At 71.1% G+C, this 15,723-nt stretch carries 13 protein-coding genes, 1 tRNA gene and 3 pseudogenes; 10 read left to right on the top strand and 7 right to left on the bottom strand.

What is annotated here, in order from left to right:
• Positions 1-40 precede the first annotated feature (40 nt).
• The 3 genes from ACH4U8_RS28655 (at position 41) to ACH4U8_RS28645 (ending at position 3,355) form a co-directional block, all read left to right on the top strand.
• Entirely contained in the window at positions 41-928 is an 888-nt protein-coding gene (locus ACH4U8_RS28655) for a sugar phosphate isomerase/epimerase (protein ID WP_360310971.1), read from the top strand.
• Positions 929-1,053: 125 nt separating this feature from the next.
• A complete protein-coding gene (locus ACH4U8_RS28650) occupies positions 1,054-2,172 on the top strand; it encodes a glycerate kinase (RefSeq protein WP_395781105.1) in 1,119 nt (372 codons plus the stop codon).
• A gap of 25 nt (positions 2,173-2,197) precedes the next feature.
• A complete protein-coding gene (locus ACH4U8_RS28645) occupies positions 2,198-3,355 on the top strand; it encodes a methyltransferase (RefSeq protein WP_360310967.1) in 1,158 nt (385 codons plus the stop codon).
• 144 nt (positions 3,356-3,499) lie between these two features.
• Here ACH4U8_RS28645 and ACH4U8_RS28640 read toward each other — a convergent pair whose 3' ends face one another.
• A complete protein-coding gene (locus ACH4U8_RS28640; RefSeq protein WP_395781103.1) occupies positions 3,500-4,096 on the bottom strand; it encodes a MarR family winged helix-turn-helix transcriptional regulator in 597 nt (198 codons plus the stop codon).
• A gap of 68 nt (positions 4,097-4,164) precedes the next feature.
• On the opposite strand from ACH4U8_RS28640, the gene ACH4U8_RS28635 reads away from it, so the two are divergent.
• The 3 genes from ACH4U8_RS28635 (at position 4,165) to ACH4U8_RS28625 (ending at position 7,344) form a co-directional block, all read left to right on the top strand.
• A complete protein-coding gene (locus ACH4U8_RS28635) occupies positions 4,165-5,577 on the top strand; it encodes an MFS transporter (protein WP_395781101.1) in 1,413 nt (470 codons plus the stop codon).
• A 119-nt stretch (positions 5,578-5,696) separates the two neighbouring features.
• A tRNA-Arg gene (locus ACH4U8_RS28630) sits at positions 5,697-5,771 on the top strand.
• A 67-nt stretch (positions 5,772-5,838) separates the two neighbouring features.
• The gene (locus tag ACH4U8_RS28625) at positions 5,839-7,344 is read left to right on the top strand and encodes a Fic family protein (protein WP_395781099.1); all 1,506 of its coding nucleotides are present in this window, start codon (positions 5,839-5,841) and stop codon (positions 7,342-7,344) included.
• Positions 7,345-7,687: 343 nt separating this feature from the next.
• Here the strand turns inward: ACH4U8_RS28625 and ACH4U8_RS28620 are convergent.
• Positions 7,688-7,993, bottom strand: a pseudogene (locus ACH4U8_RS28620) (amidohydrolase family protein); the annotation flags it as partial.
• A 30-nt stretch (positions 7,994-8,023) separates the two neighbouring features.
• Between ACH4U8_RS28620 and ACH4U8_RS28615 the strand changes: the two are divergent.
• The 3 genes and pseudogenes from ACH4U8_RS28615 to ACH4U8_RS28605 all read left to right on the top strand — a co-directional run.
• A pseudogene (locus ACH4U8_RS28615) lies at positions 8,024-8,268 on the top strand (ATP-binding protein); the annotation flags it as partial.
• Positions 8,269-8,407: 139 nt separating this feature from the next.
• On the top strand, positions 8,408-8,857 hold the full coding sequence (locus ACH4U8_RS28610; protein WP_360310957.1) for a hypothetical protein: 450 nt from the start codon (positions 8,408-8,410) through the stop codon (positions 8,855-8,857).
• Positions 8,858-9,178: 321 nt separating this feature from the next.
• Positions 9,179-9,316, top strand: a pseudogene (locus ACH4U8_RS28605) (ATP-binding protein); the annotation flags it as partial.
• Between the two features lie 369 nt (positions 9,317-9,685).
• On the opposite strand, the gene ACH4U8_RS28600 reads toward ACH4U8_RS28605, so the two are convergent.
• From ACH4U8_RS28600 to ACH4U8_RS28590, 3 genes are all read right to left on the bottom strand, one after another.
• Positions 9,686-10,000 (bottom strand): hypothetical protein, encoded by a 315-nt coding sequence (locus ACH4U8_RS28600; protein ID WP_395781097.1) that lies wholly within the window; start codon positions 9,998-10,000, stop codon positions 9,686-9,688.
• Positions 10,001-10,499: 499 nt separating this feature from the next.
• Positions 10,500-10,955, bottom strand: coding sequence for a hypothetical protein (locus ACH4U8_RS28595; protein WP_395781095.1), 456 nt, complete (start codon positions 10,953-10,955; stop codon positions 10,500-10,502).
• Positions 10,956-11,707: 752 nt separating this feature from the next.
• Positions 11,708-12,658 (bottom strand): NADP-dependent oxidoreductase, encoded by a 951-nt coding sequence (locus ACH4U8_RS28590; protein WP_395781093.1) that lies wholly within the window; start codon positions 12,656-12,658, stop codon positions 11,708-11,710.
• Positions 12,659-12,742: 84 nt separating this feature from the next.
• Here ACH4U8_RS28590 and ACH4U8_RS28585 point away from each other — a divergent pair, with 84 nt between their 5' ends.
• The gene (locus tag ACH4U8_RS28585; protein ID WP_395781492.1) at positions 12,743-13,315 is read left to right on the top strand and encodes a TetR/AcrR family transcriptional regulator; all 573 of its coding nucleotides are present in this window, start codon (positions 12,743-12,745) and stop codon (positions 13,313-13,315) included.
• A gap of 135 nt (positions 13,316-13,450) precedes the next feature.
• Here the strand turns inward: ACH4U8_RS28585 and ACH4U8_RS28580 are convergent, their stop codons facing one another.
• Positions 13,451-14,710 (bottom strand): class I SAM-dependent methyltransferase, encoded by a 1,260-nt coding sequence (locus ACH4U8_RS28580; protein ID WP_395781091.1) that lies wholly within the window; start codon positions 14,708-14,710, stop codon positions 13,451-13,453.
• A 339-nt stretch (positions 14,711-15,049) separates the two neighbouring features.
• Positions 15,050-15,460, bottom strand: coding sequence for an SgcJ/EcaC family oxidoreductase (locus tag ACH4U8_RS28575; RefSeq protein WP_360310953.1), 411 nt, complete (start codon positions 15,458-15,460; stop codon positions 15,050-15,052).
• Positions 15,461-15,723: the final 263 nt, after the last annotated feature.

The raw sequence follows: 15,723 nt of genomic DNA, 5'->3' as shown, positions 1-15,723 counted from the left end.
GGGCGGGGACGGGCTTCGGTACCAGGACGGGAGCGTCGACATGAGCACGGTGGACATCCCCGGTGGCAAGCCCGCCGGCACGCCCACGCCCGAGGCCGGCGACCCGCGATTGGCGCGGCTCTCGCTGAACCAGTGGACGACGCGCTCATGGTCGTTGCGCGAGGCGGTGCAGGGTTGTGTACGGGCCGGGTTGCCGGCCATCGGGTTGTGGCGGGACAAGGTGGCCGAGGCGGGTGCGGCCGAGTCGGCGAAGCTGGTACACGACGCCGGGTTGCGGGTGTCGTCGCTGTGTCGCGGTGGCTTCCTGACGGCGCGTGAGCCCGGCGCGTGGGCCGAGGCGATCGAGGACAACCGCCGGGCGATCGAGGAGGCCGCGGCGTTGCAGGCGGCCTGCCTGGTGCTGGTCGTGGGCGGGTTGCCCGCCGGGGACCGCGATCTGCCGGGCGCCCGGGAGCGGGTGGCCGAGGCGCTGGCCGAACTCGCGCCCTACGCCGGTGCACACGGCGTCCGGCTCGCGTTGGAGCCGCTGCACCCGATGTACTGCGCCGACCGGGCGGTGTTGTCCACCCTGGATCAGGCGATCGACCTGGCCGAACCGCATCCGGTCGAGCAAGTGGGCGTCGTGGTGGACGCGTTCCATGTGTGGTGGGACCCGAACCTGTTCACGGCGATCGCGCGGGCGGGCGAGCGGATCGCCTCGTTCCAGGTGTGCGACTGGGTGTTGCCGCTGCCGGCCGACAATCTGCTCGCCCGGGGCATGATGGGCGACGGCGTGATCGACTTCCGGACCATGGCGGCGGCGGTCGACGCGGCCGGCTACACCGGCGACGTCGAGGTGGAGATCTTCAACGCGGACGTCTGGGCCGCGGACGGCGACGCGGTGGTGGACACCATGAAGCGCCGCTATGTGACGGAAGTGCTCGGCTGACGTCGGGCGCTCCGAAGAAGAACGGCGACCGCCGCCGCCCACGAGCGTGGGCGGCGGCGGTCGAGGCGGCCGGCCCGTCGTTGGTGCCATCCCCGAAATCGCCGACCAGGAAAGTGGAACACGTCATGCGTATCGTGATCGCCCCGGATGCGTTCAAGGGCACCGTCGCGGCTGATGTCGCCTCGGCCGCCCTGGCCGAGGGGTGGCTGCGGGTGCGGCCCGACGACGACGTCGTACGGCTGCCGCTGGCCGACGGCGGCGAGGGCACGCTCGACGCCGTGGCGCGGGCCGTTCCCGCAGCCGTGCGGATGCCGGTGCCGGGCGCGCCCGGTCCGGACGGGCGGCCCGTCGACTCCGCGTGGTTGCGCCTGCCGGACGGGGTGGGCGTGGTCGAGTTGGCCGCCGTGTCGGGGTTGCCGCTGATGGCCGCGCCCGACCCGCTGGGAGCGCACACCGCCGGCCTCGGCGTGGTCGTCGGCGCGGCGCTGCGGGCGGGGGTCTCCGCCCTGGTGATCGCGGTCGGCGGCTCGGCCTCGACGGACGGCGGCACGGGCGCGCTGGCCGCGCTCGGCGCCCGCTTCCGCGACCTCGACGGTCGAGAACTCCCGTACGGTGGTGGGGCCTTGGCCCGCCTGGCGACGATCGACGCGACCCGCCTGGCGGCCCCTCCGCCCGGCGGCGTGCAGATCCTCACCGACGTCACCAACCCGCTGCTGGGCCCGACCGGTGCGGCAGCCGTGTTCGGCCCGCAGAAGGGCGCCTCCGCCGAGGACGTCGCCGGCCTGGACGCCGGCCTCGCGCGGTTGGCCGCCCTCCTGGCCGGCGACCCGGCCGCGCCCGGCGCCGGGGCGGCCGGTGGCACGGCGTACGGATTCGCCGCCGCCTGGAACGCCTCGATCGTCCCCGGCGCCGTCCGGGTGGCCGAGCTCGCCGGCCTGCCCGCCGCGCTCGCCGGCGCGGACCTGGTGATCACCGGCGAGGGCTGCTTCGACGCCACCTCCCTGCACGGAAAGGTGGTCGGCACGGTGCTCGACCTCGCCCACCACGGGGCCGGCGTCCCGGTGGCCCTGGTCGCCGGCTCGGTCGCCGTGCCGCCACCGCCCGGTGTCGTCGCCACCACCGACCTGACCCGCCTCGCCGGGTCGGCGGCCGCGGCCCGGACCGAGGCCGCGCACTGGCTCGATCGAGCCGGCGCCGCGCTGGCCGGCCGCTTCGACGTCGACGGCGCGGTCCGACGCCGCTGACGGGCCCGGCTAGGCTGGGTGGACAATGAACCGTTTCTCTGCGCCTTCCGGCGAGTTCGAGCTCACCCGTTACCCCGAGGATCCCCGCGACCTGTTGCGCGCGTGGGACGCGGCCGACGAGTACGTGCTGCGGCACCTCGCCGGGATCGACGACGACAAGCCGACGGACCTGTCCGGCCGCGTCGTGGTGGTGGGCGACCGGTGGGGTGCGCTGGTCACCGCCCTGGCCGAGTCCCGGCCGGTACAGATCAGCGACTCCTTCCTCGGCCAGGAGGCCACCCGCGCCAACCTGGCGCGCAACGAGGCGGACCCGCACTGGGTCGAGCTGCTGTCCACCCGGGACGCGCCGCCGGAGCGCATCGACGTGCTGATCGTCCGGGTCCCGAAGAACCTGGCCCTGCTGGAGGACCAGCTCCACCGGCTCGCGCCGGGCGTGCACGCGGACACGGTGGTCGTCGGCACCGGGATGACCACCGAGATCCACACCTCCACGCTCAAGCTGTTCGAGCGCCTCATCGGCCCGACCCGGACCTCGCTCGCGGTGAAGAAGGCGCGGCTGATCTTCGCCACGCCCGACCCCACGCTCCCCCGGACCGCGAGCCCGTGGCCGCGCAGCTACGCGCTGCCCGCCGACGTCGGCGCGGGATCCGGGATCGTGGTCACCAACCACGCGGGCATCTTCTGCGCCGACCGGCTCGACATCGGTACCCGTTTCCTGCTGCGCAACCTCCCGCGCCGCACCGGTCGCGACCGGGTGGTGGACCTGGGCTGCGGCAACGGTGTGGTGGGTACGGCGGTGATGCTGGCCAATCCGCGCTCGGACGTGTTGTTCGTGGACGAGTCGCATCAGGCCGTGGCGTCGGCGCGGGCCACGTTCGAGGAGAACCTGGGTTCGGACGCGGGTGCCGAGTTCATGGTGGGCGACGGTCTGACGGACGTGGCCCCCGAGAGCGTCGACCTGGTCCTGAACAACCCGCCGTTCCACACCCATCGGGCCACCACCGAGGCCATCTCGTGGCGGATGTTCGCCGGTTCGCGCGCGGCGCTGCGCGCGGGCGGCGAACTGTGGGTGATCGGCAATCGGCACCTGGGCTACCACGTGAAGCTGCGCCGGTTGTTCGGCAATTGCGAGATCGTGGCGAGCGACCCGAAGTTCGTGGTCCTGCGGGCCGTCAAGAACTGACGGGGCCGAACCGGGAGTTCCCGGGGACGAGCACCGCATCGCAGAGTCCCCGGGCCGCTCCCGGACCACGCCCTGCGCCCGGGGCGCGGCGCGTGGTCCGGGAGCGGCCCGGTCGGTGCACGGCGCCGCCGGCGCGGCCGTGCCTCAGCCGCCGTTCTCCACTCGCAGCAACATGCGCTTCAACAGCGCGAGCAGCACGTCCTGGTCCGTCTCCCCCAATGGTCCGACCATCGCGCGCTCGGCTCGGTCGAGCAGTTTCATCGCGGCCGTCCAGCGGGCACGGCCCGAGTCGGTGAGTTCGACGTCGACCCGGCGACGGTCCTCGGTGCCGCGGATGCGCCGGATCGAACCGGCCTCCTCCAGGGTGTCCAGTCGGCCGGTGATTCCCGCCGGCGACACCATCAGCTCCGCGGCCAGTTCGGAGGGCGTGGCCCGGTAGGGCACGCCGCGCGAGGCCAGCCGGTGCAACGTGTCGAACTCGAAGGGCTGGAGGCCGACCTCGGCGAGGGCCCGCCCCTTGACCTGGGCCAGGTGCTTGGTCAGCATCTGGATCCGGGTGACGATGCCCTCCACGCGCTCGTCGAACGGCGCCATGTGCCGCCAGCGCGCGATGTGCCGGTCGACGGAGTCGTCCTCGTCGACGGAGCCGTCCGCGTCGGCCGCGTCGGCCGACGCTCGGACCTCGGCTGCGGCCTCGCCGTCCGACTCGATCCCGATCTGTTCCCGGCCCTCACCGTGCATGCGGCCATTATGCTGGACTCGCAATACTTCGTTGACGAATGATTCGCTGACGAAATATATTCGGTGCCATGACCCCAGCTCCCGTGCCCCCGGCCGCCGTGACGCCGGCCACCATGGCCTCGGCCGTCATGACTCCGGCCACGCGCCGGCTCCTGCTCGGCCGTACCTTCGCCGCCCTGGCGACGGCCCTCATCCCCACCACCCTGACCCTGGCCCTGGTACACACCGGCTCGGGCACCGAGCTGGGTTTGGTGCTGGCCTGCGAACTGCTGCCGATGTTGCTGCTGCTCCCGGTGGCGGGGGTGATCGCCGACCGCTTCCCCCCGCATCGGGTCATCCTGGCGGCCGACCTGGTCCGGGCCGGCGCCCAACTGGCGATCGGCGCCGAACTGCTCGCGGGCCCGGTGCGAATCGCCGACCTGGCGATCCTGTCCGCGCTCACCGGTGCCGCCGTCGCGTTCGGCATCTCGCCGATCCGCACGCTGGTGGTCGTGGTGGTGCCGGAGTCGCAGCGCCTGCGGGTCAACGCCCGGCTCGGCGTCGCGCAGGGCCTGGCCCAGGTGGCGGCGCCCGCTGCCGCCGGCGCGCTGATGCTGGCCGTCGGGCCCGGTTGGTCCTCGCTCCTGACCGGCCTGCTGTTCGTCGCGTCCGCCGCCACCTTCGGCGGGATGCGCCCCGAACGCGTCGTCCGCACCAGGGAACAGGGTCCGTTCCTGGGCGAGTTGCGCGCGGGGTGGACGGAAACCCGGCGCCATCCCTGGTTCCTGGCCAATGTCGCCGCGCACGGCGTCTGGCATCTGGCGGCCGGCTTCCTGCTCGCCCTCGGCCCGATCATCGCGGTGGACCGACTCGGCGGTGACCGCTCGTGGGTGATCATCGCCCAGGTCGGCACGGTGGGCGTGCTGCTCGGGGCCTTGAGCGCGTCCCGGTTGCCGGTCCGCCGCCCGCTGGTGGCCACGTCGTTCGGCGCCGCCCTGTACGGTCTCCCGCTGACCGCCCTCGCGCTGCGGGCGCCGCTGGCGATCGTCGCCGCCGCGTACTTCGCGGCCATGTTCGGCCTGGGCGTGCTGAGTCCGCTGTGGGAAACCACGCTCCAGCACCGCATTCCGCCGGAAGCGCTGGGCCGAGTCGGCTCCTTCGACGCGCTGATCTCCTTCGCCACCCGCCCGCTGGGCCTGGCGATCGCCGCCCCGATCGCGGCGTCGATCGGCACGAGCACGCCGCTGCTGGTGGGCGCGGTATTGGTGGTGGCCACGAACGTGGGGTTGCTGCTTCTGCCGGACGTACGCGCGGTGCAGTCCGAGCCGCAGCCCACCTCTGCGACCGAAGTCCCATCCACTCCTGCGCAGTTGCCGACCGAGACGGAACTCCCGCCCATACCGGCGCAGTTGCCGACCAAGACGGAAACCCCGCCCAAGCCGGCGCAGTTGCCGACCGAGACGGCCCACGCGACCGTTGTCGAACCCGACCGGGCCGGCTGAGGGCTGCCCGGTCGGGGCTTCGCGTCGTGTCGTTCCCACACGTCGGCCATACCGCCGGGCCCCCGATAATGTGTTTGTCCTCGGCCTCGACTCCCCCTAACCTGTGGGCACAACAACAGCGGCGTGTAGCTCAGCAGCAGAGCATCGGACTTCGGATCCGAAGGGCGCGGGGGCAGAACCCGCCATGCCGGCCATGACGAGACCTCGATACGGCACTCGCGTCGAACGCGACTCCTCGCACGAACCGGGCAGGTTTACCCGGTGATTCCCGAACTGAGCCCCGGCCGGCTGGGTTGGGACGAGGTGGATCCCAGCCGCCATGCCTTCGACCAGGCGTCGGCGACGCGGGTGGTGCACTCGCTCGGCCCCGCTCGGCGGATACCACGCCGCCCCGAGGTCGACATCGTCGACCCGGCGATGAATGCCTGGGCCGGGGGAGAGGCCAGGCATTGGGCGGACGCCATGTCGCACTCTCTCGTCCGACACTACGGCCGCTGGGTCGTGGGTTGGCGTTGGGCACACGACGAAGGGGACTTCGACGGCGGGCCGATCGGACACTGGTGCTGCCCGCGGGACTCGATCACCACCCCGGAGGAAACACTCGCCCGGGTCGTCGCGGCGCTGTGCGAATGGCGTGGGTGGTTGGAGAACCTCGCCGAGTGGTTCGAGGCGTACCCACTGGACCTGGCCACCGTCGAGGACCAGCGCATTCTGTGGGACCGCGCCGCCCGCAACCTGATCCTGCAGGTGATCGACCGCACCGGCTGCGGCAGCGGTTGGCACGGGCACTGCCATCAGGTGCTCACCTGGTTCCTGGCCCGCTGGGGAGTTGCCCCCGACGTCGCCCACGACCTGGTCGAAGAGGCCGTCGGCGGGCGGTTCCACAGTTGGACCGACCCCGACACGGTGGTGGTCGACGACATCGCCGAGCAACTCGCCCGGTCGCTGCGACCGGGCGACGGCACTCGCTCCGCCGGGCCCACGCCGGACCACCTCCGACGTTGGCTCGCCCTGCGCGAGACGGTGCCCTGGCACCAGGCTCCGGATGGTGGCCCGGAGGGACCGGTGACCCCGTCGCGCGACGGGGCGGTGGAGGACATCCGCAGCTTCGACGGCGCCGTGGACCCGGCCCGTGCGGAGGGCCTGCTCGCCGCGCTGGAATCGATGCGGGCCGACGCGGCGCGCGGCGCCTGGCTCGACTTCGAGTTGCTCCGCGGTTGGCAGCAGTACGTCCTGGGCGCCCCGCAGCCGCCGCCGTTCCGGACCCGGCCCGCCTTCGCCAAGGCGGGTCGGGAACGCTATGGCATCGGTTCCGACACGCGTGGGCGGCTCGATGCCTGCCTGGCCGAGAGTGCGTCGGCTCCTGCGTTGGAGGGGGGTGCGTCCGCTCCTGCGTCGGAGGAGCGCGCGTCGGTTCTTCCCTTGACCGCACGCGCCGCACGTGCCTGTCTCGACGTGTGCTTCTTCCACCCCTTCGAGGACGGCAACGCTCGCTCCGCTTTCCTGGCCCTGGCCTTCGTTCTGGCGCGCGAGGGTGTTGCCCTGGACAGGGTCGATCTGGTGCGCCGCATCACGTTTCAGGCGGGTGATCCCGAGGATCCGTTGATCCTTGCCCGGTCCATCGCGGTGCACCTCCAGGAGACTCGGCGCACCGCCGGCGCCGGTGCCGCCGGCTCCGGCTCCGGCTCCGGCTCGGGCTCCGGCTCCGGCTCCGGCTCCGGCTCCGGCTCGGGCTCGGGCTCGGGCTCGGGCTCCGCGCCGACCTGAGCGGGCCGGCTTCGATCGGGCACAGTGGCTGCGGAACCCACAGCGGATGCGGGTGCGGCTCCTGCGGATTGCTGCTCGTTCGCGGGTCCGCCGACGGCCGAGTACACCCCTGGGTTCGACTTCTTCGCCGAGGATCCCGGGTCAGCGGGCTCGGACTCCGTCGCGCCGGACGCCTCGGATGCGTCGGTCCAGCGCGGTCGGGTCCAGGGTGGTGCCGGCGAGCAGGACCAGGTCGGCGCGTTTGCCGACGGCGATCTCGCCCCGGTCGTCGGCGAGGCCGAGCAGCCGCGCCGCGCGTGGCGGCGCGGAAGGCGCCGGCGGGGCCGAGGCCGGTCCGGGACAGGTGCTCGATCTCGCGGAGCACTTCGCCGTGCGGCCGAACCGGGTTGTCGCTGCCCATCGCGACCGGGACACCCGCCTCGATCGCCAGGCCGACCGCGTGCCGGTGGGCCTCGGCCGCGCCCTCGGCCGCCGCTGCGGAGTCGGTCTGCGTATTCGACAGCGTGGGCACCGGCCAGGTCCCGTGCTCGGCCATCGCGCCCACCGCCGCGTCGTCGAGCCAGGTGCCGTGTTCGACGCTGCGTGCACCCGCACGGGCCGCGAGTTCCGCCGCCCGCGCCCCGTGCGCGTGCACCATGACGCCGCGTCCGCCGAGCCGGGCGGCCTCGTCGACGAGCGCGCCGAGGCCGCAATGGCCGGCTTCCGGGTCGAATGCGTGCCGACCACCAACTCGTCAACGAGCTGGTCGAGGCAGCGGACGAGAAGCAGCCGGCCAGGACCATCGCCCGCGGCCGCGTCGACCTGCTCTGCATCGACGATCTTCACTACATGGAACTCGGCCGCAGAAAAGCCGAGTTGCCCCTCCACCTGTTGATCGAACAGGGAGAGAAGAACAGCGTCGCCATTACCTCCAACAAGTCGTTCGAGAAAGCGCACATGTTCGGCGAACCTGTTTGAGGCAGCGCCGAAGGACATCGGGTTCACGAGCCGATCGTCGTGTCGGAAGGCGCCGCTGGCATCCTCACGTCGCAGGACGACCAGTGCCGCAGGGAGGGGACGACACGTGGGTGCATCGGGCTGGAGCTACGTCGTGCCGTACCGGGAAGACGTCGGCGCCGCGCTCGAGGCTCTGCGAGCCGAGGAGTTCGCGGCCGGCCACAACTGGAGTCCCACGGACTGGGACCTGCCCGCGCCTGCCTCGCCGGATGATCTGTGGCAGAACGAGCTCTACTGGGAATTCATGGGCACCCATGGGACCCATTCGGTGCTGGATGTCAACCGGGTGATCGACGCCGGCGAGGATCACGACTTCGGGACGGTGCGCCCGTTGGCCGCGTCCGTGATCCGGGCGGGGTTCGGCTCGGATCGACCGAGCCGCGCCGACTTCGACGCCATGGATTTCGGGATTCTGGACGCTCTGGATGATGCCCCCCGATGGAGCGGCCATTACATGGTGCTCTACCGGGACGGCATCCCGCACGAGATCGCTTTCTGGGGCGTATCCGGCGACTGACGTCCACGCCCCACCTCGTCGAGACAAGACGATCACGGCCGTTGTCATGAGGTCGGGCCGACTACGGGATCGCAGCTTCGATGTCGGTCAAGCGCCGGGGCCGACTCCGCGTCGAGTCGATGCTGCCCGGCCTGCGACGGCCGGGTCCCCGACGACGCGGGTGATGTCCTCCGGAGTGACGTCCCGGGCGGGCCGCCCCAGCGCGTTCAGCGTTCGCTCCAGGCACGCCTTCCTCGCACCCGACCTATCGAGGACTGCGGAGATGGATACGGGCCGGACGCAGCGGCGGCCTCCGCAAAGGATCAAGTACCGGCCCCGGTTGGCTGGACCAAGACCTTCACCGACCCGCGCCTCTGCGCGGCCGTCGTCGATCGCCTCACCTGCTACGGCACCATCATCGAAACCGGCACCGGCTCCTACCGACTCACCAACACCCGTGCCCGGCAGGAACAGGCGGCAAGCCGGCCATCGCCCCTGCTGGTTCATGCCGGTCCACACGAACAGCCTCCGCAGCACCGGCTCCGCCGCCGCCAACCGCAGCACGGCCCACACTCCAGGACTGAGCCAGTCCCTGGACCGATGCGACGGCCGCCACACCCGCCAACGCCTCCTGCCACGTCCTATCGCACTCGCGGTCCTCACCCGAGTTCGCCATGCCCCAACCGTCGAGCCGAACCTTGCCCACCGTCAACGCCGGGTACTGCCGGAGATCGGCGACATACGCGAGTGCTCTCGGCCCTCACCGATATTCGAACCGCGATCAACGGACCGCCGCTGCCGGAACCCACCGACAAGCGCGCTTGGTTCTCACCTACGCAGCCACCCCACTCAGGTGGGGGTGAACCGGTTCGCCCCCGTACTGCGCCGGCTGATCCAGCGCAACATCGTCACCATCCCCAAATCGGTCCGCACCGACCGCATGGCCGAGAACATCAACGTCTTCGACATCGTGCTCACCGACGACCGGATGGCCGCGATCGCCGCGCTGGGCACCGGGGCCACGCTGTTCTTCGACCACCACGACCCGGAGATGGTCACCCCGCCGGTCAAGCGCCGCCTGGAGAGCCGACGACCGGGGGCTTCGGGCTCGGGATGCAGCCGGCCCGGCCCCGAAAGGCCGCTCAGGCCCAGGCCCACGCTCATGCTCGGACGGCTGTCGGCCGGTTCCGCAGGGCGTCGGATTGCGCAGATCAGGGGAGTCGGTGCCGGTCGCGATGATGTGGCTGCCGAAGGTGAGCGGTCGACGATCGCCGCGCTCGGACGCGGGCCCGCGAACGTCTTGGGCCGTTGCCTCGACGAGTTCGCCGACCGGCTTCGTCGCCGAGGGGTACCGGCCGTGGCAGCCGGCCATCGCCGCCTCGGTGCCCGTCGCGATGGGCGAGCGGGACCTGGCCGGTGCCACTGTCACCAATCAGGCCCGGTGGGCGGTCCTTCTCGGCTCACGCGCAGTGGGCCGGACCACTGAGCGCGGCCGGATCCAAGTCGCAACTCGCATCGCAGTCCTCGGCGGCGCAGGCCAAGAGGTTGTCACGGATCTCGACCGCCCCATCACCCGTCCGGTGGGGCCGGGCGGAATCGGCCCAAGGCATCGGACGGCGCCACGCAGGCTTCGCCGAACCAGCGCCGGTGGGAGAGGGTCGAATCACGACGTGTCGGAGCTGATTGCCGACATGAGAGCAGCCAAGGCGGCATCATATTGGTGACGTTCGAACCGGAACGGGCCGAACGCCGTGTAGTCGCGGGACTTGCGATGGGGCTGGTCGAAGGAGTCCCAGATCACGACATCGGCGGTCACGGTGATGCGGGCCATGAGTGGCCAACATCCCCAGTCTCCGCATTCACATCCGAGCAGGGGCGTCCCCGGCCCCATGGCGTTGGTGGACTGCCCGCGGAAGTGGTCCTCCATCGGCCCGAACCGGTAAAACTGCGGGATCAGACCACCATATGCGTTGCCCGCGGGCTTCATCCCGGCGTCGATCTCGAAGCTGTCGACAAGCTCGGTCAGTGGTTCTCCGTCGATGTGGGGGACGATCACGAGCACACCGCCGTCGCCACGCTGCTTTTGCCGGCAGTCGAACAGGATCTCGTTGGTACTCACTCGCTGATTGTCCCAGCGCAGTTGTTCCTTCCTCCCCGGAGGGGCTCAGCCGGGGGCGTGCGTGCCACGCCGCGAGTGATCACCGTGCCATCGACCGTGCATCGGTACATCCGAGTGAGCTTGCCTTCGGCGCCGGCCGGGCCGACGCCGCGAAAACCTTCCACCTCGCCTCGCCACACCCAGCCTGCGCGTTCGGTCGCGGCGCAGCGGCCGACGAGGCTTTCGCGGCTGTCCTCCGGCCGGCCACGTTGGGGCGGCTCCGGCCGGCGAAAGCGAATATCCGACACGCGCGTATCTCGTGGACAACAGGGAGTCGAGAAGGTTCTCCAGCCCGGTTTGAGGCTGTCGGTCGGCCGGTGGGATGCAGACGGTGACCAGCAGGTCCGGTTGTTGCAGAGAGCATCGACAGTGCATCCGGGCCCGGGACTCCCGAAGCCACGGCCAGGTGCCAAGCCAAGCAGCGACCATCGTCGGTCGGAGGTGTGGTGAGACACGCGCAGGGCCGGCTTCAAGGTCGTGCGGTCAGGCTGTTGTGGTGATCGTCCGGGATCTGCCGGGGAGTTCCGGTTCCGACGCCGGCGCACTCTTCGTGATCGATCACCGCTGCGAGGCCCTGGGCCGCTGGTGAGGAAAGTTGCTCTTGCAATTCGCCGCTCCGCGCCAACGCGGGAGTCGGCGCCCCGGACGAGGAGGGGATGCCTGGCCCCCGCTCCTCGTCGAGGTGGTCTCGCTTTACCGGGCCGACAGGGCGATCACAGGACGAGGATGAGCTTGCCGCCGGGTCGGCGGGACCGGCTGAGCTCGGCCGCTTCCTGGATCCGGTCGAGTGTGTAGGTGCGGGCGATCGGTACGACCAGGATGCCTTCGCCGGCGAGCCGGGCGAACTCGTCCATGCGGTCGTAGCGGATGTCGGTGGTGATCCGGACGCCCAGCTCGGCCGCGGCGGCGAAGTCCGAGACGGTGAGGACGCGGTCGGGATCCCCGGTCAGCTCGATCAGGGTCGGTAGCGAGCCGCCGGCGGGGCTGGGCTGGTCGGCGCGGTCGATCCGGCCCCCGGTCGGCGCCGTGTCCAGGGCGCGGTCGACGCGGCCTCCGGCCAGGGCGCCGACGCGTTCGGCCATGCCCTCGCCGTAGGCGGCCACCCGGGCGCCGATCTCTTCCAGGGCGGCGGCCCGCGTCGGCCCGGCGGTGGCGATCACCCGAATACCCCGGTGCAGCGCGAAGCGCACCGCCGCCTCGCCCACGGTGGAACCCGCGCCGTGGACGAGCAGCAGCTCACCCGGCTGGACGCCGAGGTCGTCGAGCGCGCGCCACGCCGTCTCGGCCGCCATCGGCAGCGCGGCGGCCTGCTCGGCGGTGACGCCTTCGGGGATGCGCGCCCAGGCCGGCATCAGCGCGTACTCGGCGGCGCCGGCCGTCGGGCCGTGGAAGGTGGCCGGGCCGAATACGCGCTCGCCGATCCGCACGCCGGTGACGCCCTCGCCGAGCGCGTCGACAGTGCCCGCGATCTCGAAGCCGAGCCCGCGCGGCAGCGGCGGCAGACGGTCGGCGAGGAGACCGTCGACGACGTGCCAGTCGGCCGGTGTCAGGCCGCACGCCCGCACGGCGATCCGGATCTGACCGGGTCCCGGCTCCGGCTGCGGGACGTCGCGGAGCACGATCACGTCCGGGGAACCGAACCGGTCGAATTGAAGAGCCTTCATGACGATCTCCCTCGTGATGACAGCATCTGTTGTCATCGACCATAGCAGGCTGATAACAGCTTCTGTTGTCGTACTCTGGTGGGCATGCCGAGATGGGAATCCGACGCACAGGGCCGGCTCGAACGCGCGGCGCTCGAGCTCTTCGAGACGCAGGGGTTCGAGCGCACCTCGGTCGCGCAGATCGCGGGCGCCGCCGGTCTGAAGGAGCGCTCCTTCTACCGCTACTTCCCCGACAAGCGGGAAGTCCTCTTCGCCGGCAACGAGCTCGAAACCCACCTCGTCGCCCAGTTCGAGGCGACCGACCCGGGCCTCACGCCGCTCGAGGCGCTGCTGACCGCACTGAAAGCCGCCGAGGAGATCTTTCGCCCGCGCGAGTTCCTGCTGCGCCGCGTCAGAGTGATCGCCGCCAACCCGGCACTGGCCGAGCGCGATCTGATCAAGCTCGCCGACATCGCCGACGCGCTGGCGCGGGCGCTCGAGCGCCGCGGCGTCGAGCCCGGCAAGGCACGCTTCATCATCGACGTGGTCCTGACGATCCACCGGCGCGCCACGTCCCGCTGGCTGACCGACCCGGACGCCTCCCTCTCCCAACTCATCACCCAGGCCACCGACGAGCTGCGCGAGGTGGTCACGCTGCCGGCTCCGACGGCCCGCTGAGTCGGCCAGGACTCCCGAAGCCGTTCGCAACGGACACGAAGGTATCCCGTCGCCGGTCGGCCGACCGGGCCTGACCGAAGTGGCCCCTTTCCGCCTCACGGACCCTGCAACAAGGTCGTGACCAGCGGCAACGCGCTACTTTGGCCTTGGCCGTAGCGTCGGGAGTCCCGGCCATCTCGCGGCTGCGTTGCGTCCGGTGGAGTGGCGTAACAGTTGCACGGTGTTCGATGGCTTGATCCTGTAATGCCCGGTTTTCGAGGGCGAGTTTGTTGATGGTGGTGGCATGGAGGGCAAGGCGTTCCTCCAGACCGTGGCAGTGCTTCCGCAACTTGCCGTGTTTCTACCGGAGTTGTGTGTTGGCGTCGACCGGGCGTGACTCGGGTGCGAGTTCTCCGGCTTCGGACGCGGGCTTCCGGAGGTGATGGAAGGCCCTGCGGGAGTCACGTTGCCGCGCGGTTGTTGCTGTGGGCCGGAGGGCCGGCGTGCGTGGGACAAGGTTGTCGACGGCAGCAATCGGCCCTGGCTCGGCCACGATCCGCAGCCGAGCCGACTGCCGAGCGGTTCGGCGACACCGGCCGGCCGGCCGTCGGGTCGGACGGGGCAACAGCCCGGTGATCGAGTTGTCCGCTTCCGAGCTCGGGCGGCTTCTGGTGGGCGTGGAGCAGGACTTGGCCGACTTCGTCGCGTCGGCGGCCGGCTGGGTGTTCCGGACATGGGGGTCGCGTGCACGCCCGAGCCAGTTCTCGTCCGTGCCGATCCATGCCCCGTGGCAAGTGGCGGCCAGGAACCACCCACCCGGCTGTAGCCGGCGTAGCCAGGTGGCGATCCGGTCCGGCAGCACGCGCGGTTCCTCGATCGGGATATGGCCGAGTGCATACAACGAGACGACCGCGTGAACGTCTGCGCCGGGAAGGCCAGGGTTGTGGCGTCCGCCTGGATGAACTCGGCCTGCGGCACCGGTTCCCGGGCTTCTTCGATCCGGACCTCACTGATGTCGATGCCGTGACTCGGTGGCCGGCCGCAGGGCAGCGCGCGGGCCACCAGGACACCGGTCCCGCAGCCCCCACGTCGAGGACCGTGCTCGAACCAGGGATCCCGGCCGAGCAACTCCTCGCTCCAGCAAGCGTATTTCGCCTCGCAGCCGGACGCGCGCTCATAGTGCAGCGACAGCGCGTCATACCCGTGCCCGACCAAGGTCCTTCGGATCTTCGATATCCACGTCGGCGCACGGCAGTGCGCCCCGGTGTGCCGATGCGACACCTTTCCGCGAGGGAGGCCGCCCCGCCCCGGGGCGCATCTACACGCTCCGTCCACGGACCGGATCGACCGAGACGACGACAACGATCGGACACAGCCGCCCCCAGGCGGCAGAGAACCCGGCGCTATAACCGGCATTCGGTGTGCCGGCGGCCTCCGGCCCTGCCGGCGCACCCCGCCACGCCCACACAACACTCCGACTGCGATGCGACGCCGAGCCCACTGGGGCCGTCCCGATTGACGGGACGGGCCCAGTGTTCAGTGCTCAGTACTCGGCGCGAACCCACGCGGGCCTCAAGCTCGCCCCCGGAAAACGGATGCTCGTGCTGCCCATGGGGAAGGGGGCGTGGATCACGATGCGTTCCCGACGTAGCTGCGCCGCAGCATGCGGAACCGGTGATCGAAATGTTCAACGACCAACCCGGTAGCGAACATCCCGCGGCCGGCCCACCCCGTGCCCCGCGGCGCAGCCACGGCTCACTGCCCGGGCGCGAGCACGGGGCTGTTGTGATAGGCGGCGATCAACCACCGGCCGTCCCGCTTCTCGAACACCCAGGTCGCGTTCACCTTGCCCGCGTCCGGAACCTCGGACTGCCCGGCGAACAGGATGCCGGATTCGCTGACGACGATCGCGCCGTCCGAGCCGACGAAGCGGATGCTGAGCTGCTTGTTGTAGGTCGAACTGCCCTTGAGCGGCCCTGCGAAGGCCAGGGCCATGTTTTCGCGGATCACGGCACGGCTGTCCCGGAGCGAGCCCGTCATGATCGCGGTCGCGTCCGCCGTGTAGTTGGCGACCATGCCCTCGGCGTCGCCGACCTCCCACGCCTTGTAGGAGTCACCCAGCACGGCCTGGATCGCGGCCTTGTCTTCCGCACGACTGTCTGACATCGCATGCTCCCTTGTGACCGGTCCGCCCGGGGTATTCCGGCGAACTCGCCACTACATACCGACGGCGAGGTCCGAACTCATCGCGCCCATGGTCAAGAGATGCCAAAGCGTCTCCGGCAGGAAGAGCGCACCGTTGCAGAGGCCCTGTCAGCCGCAGACATGCAGGTCGCGGGGCGGGAGTCGACGACGGACCGCCGAGCGCTCCAATGCCCCAGGCCTGCACATCCCTTGAAAACTCGGCCGACACTACGGGCATCGGTTCA

This window comes from Embleya sp. NPDC020886 (genome assembly GCF_044333915.1).
GTDB lineage: Bacteria > Actinomycetota > Actinomycetes > Streptomycetales > Streptomycetaceae > Embleya.
The sequence above is the reverse complement of the archived record's forward strand: the minus strand, read 5'-3'. Positions and strand labels throughout refer to the sequence as shown.

Excerpts from the sequence above, each read along its gene's own strand:
- ACH4U8_RS28655 (WP_360310971.1), top strand. The coding sequence starts at position 41 with ATGAGCACGGTGGACATCCCCGGTGGCAAGCCCGCCGGCACGCCCACG.
- ACH4U8_RS28650 (WP_395781105.1), top strand. The coding sequence starts at position 1,054 with ATGCGTATCGTGATCGCCCCGGATGCGTTCAAGGGCACCGTCGCGGCT.
- ACH4U8_RS28645 (WP_360310967.1), top strand. The coding sequence starts at position 2,198 with ATGAACCGTTTCTCTGCGCCTTCCGGCGAGTTCGAGCTCACCCGTTAC.
- ACH4U8_RS28640 (WP_395781103.1), bottom strand. The coding sequence starts at position 4,096 with ATGCACGGTGAGGGCCGGGAACAGATCGGGATCGAGTCGGACGGCGAG.
- ACH4U8_RS28635 (WP_395781101.1), top strand. The coding sequence starts at position 4,165 with ATGACCCCAGCTCCCGTGCCCCCGGCCGCCGTGACGCCGGCCACCATG.
- ACH4U8_RS28600 (WP_395781097.1), bottom strand. The coding sequence starts at position 10,000 with ATGAGCGTGGGCCTGGGCCTGAGCGGCCTTTCGGGGCCGGGCCGGCTG.
- ACH4U8_RS28590 (WP_395781093.1), bottom strand. The coding sequence starts at position 12,658 with ATGAAGGCTCTTCAATTCGACCGGTTCGGTTCCCCGGACGTGATCGTG.
- ACH4U8_RS28585 (WP_395781492.1), top strand. The coding sequence starts at position 12,743 with ATGCCGAGATGGGAATCCGACGCACAGGGCCGGCTCGAACGCGCGGCG.
- ACH4U8_RS28580 (WP_395781091.1), bottom strand. The coding sequence starts at position 14,710 with ATGCCGGTTATAGCGCCGGGTTCTCTGCCGCCTGGGGGCGGCTGTGTC.
- ACH4U8_RS28575 (WP_360310953.1), bottom strand. The coding sequence starts at position 15,460 with ATGTCAGACAGTCGTGCGGAAGACAAGGCCGCGATCCAGGCCGTGCTG.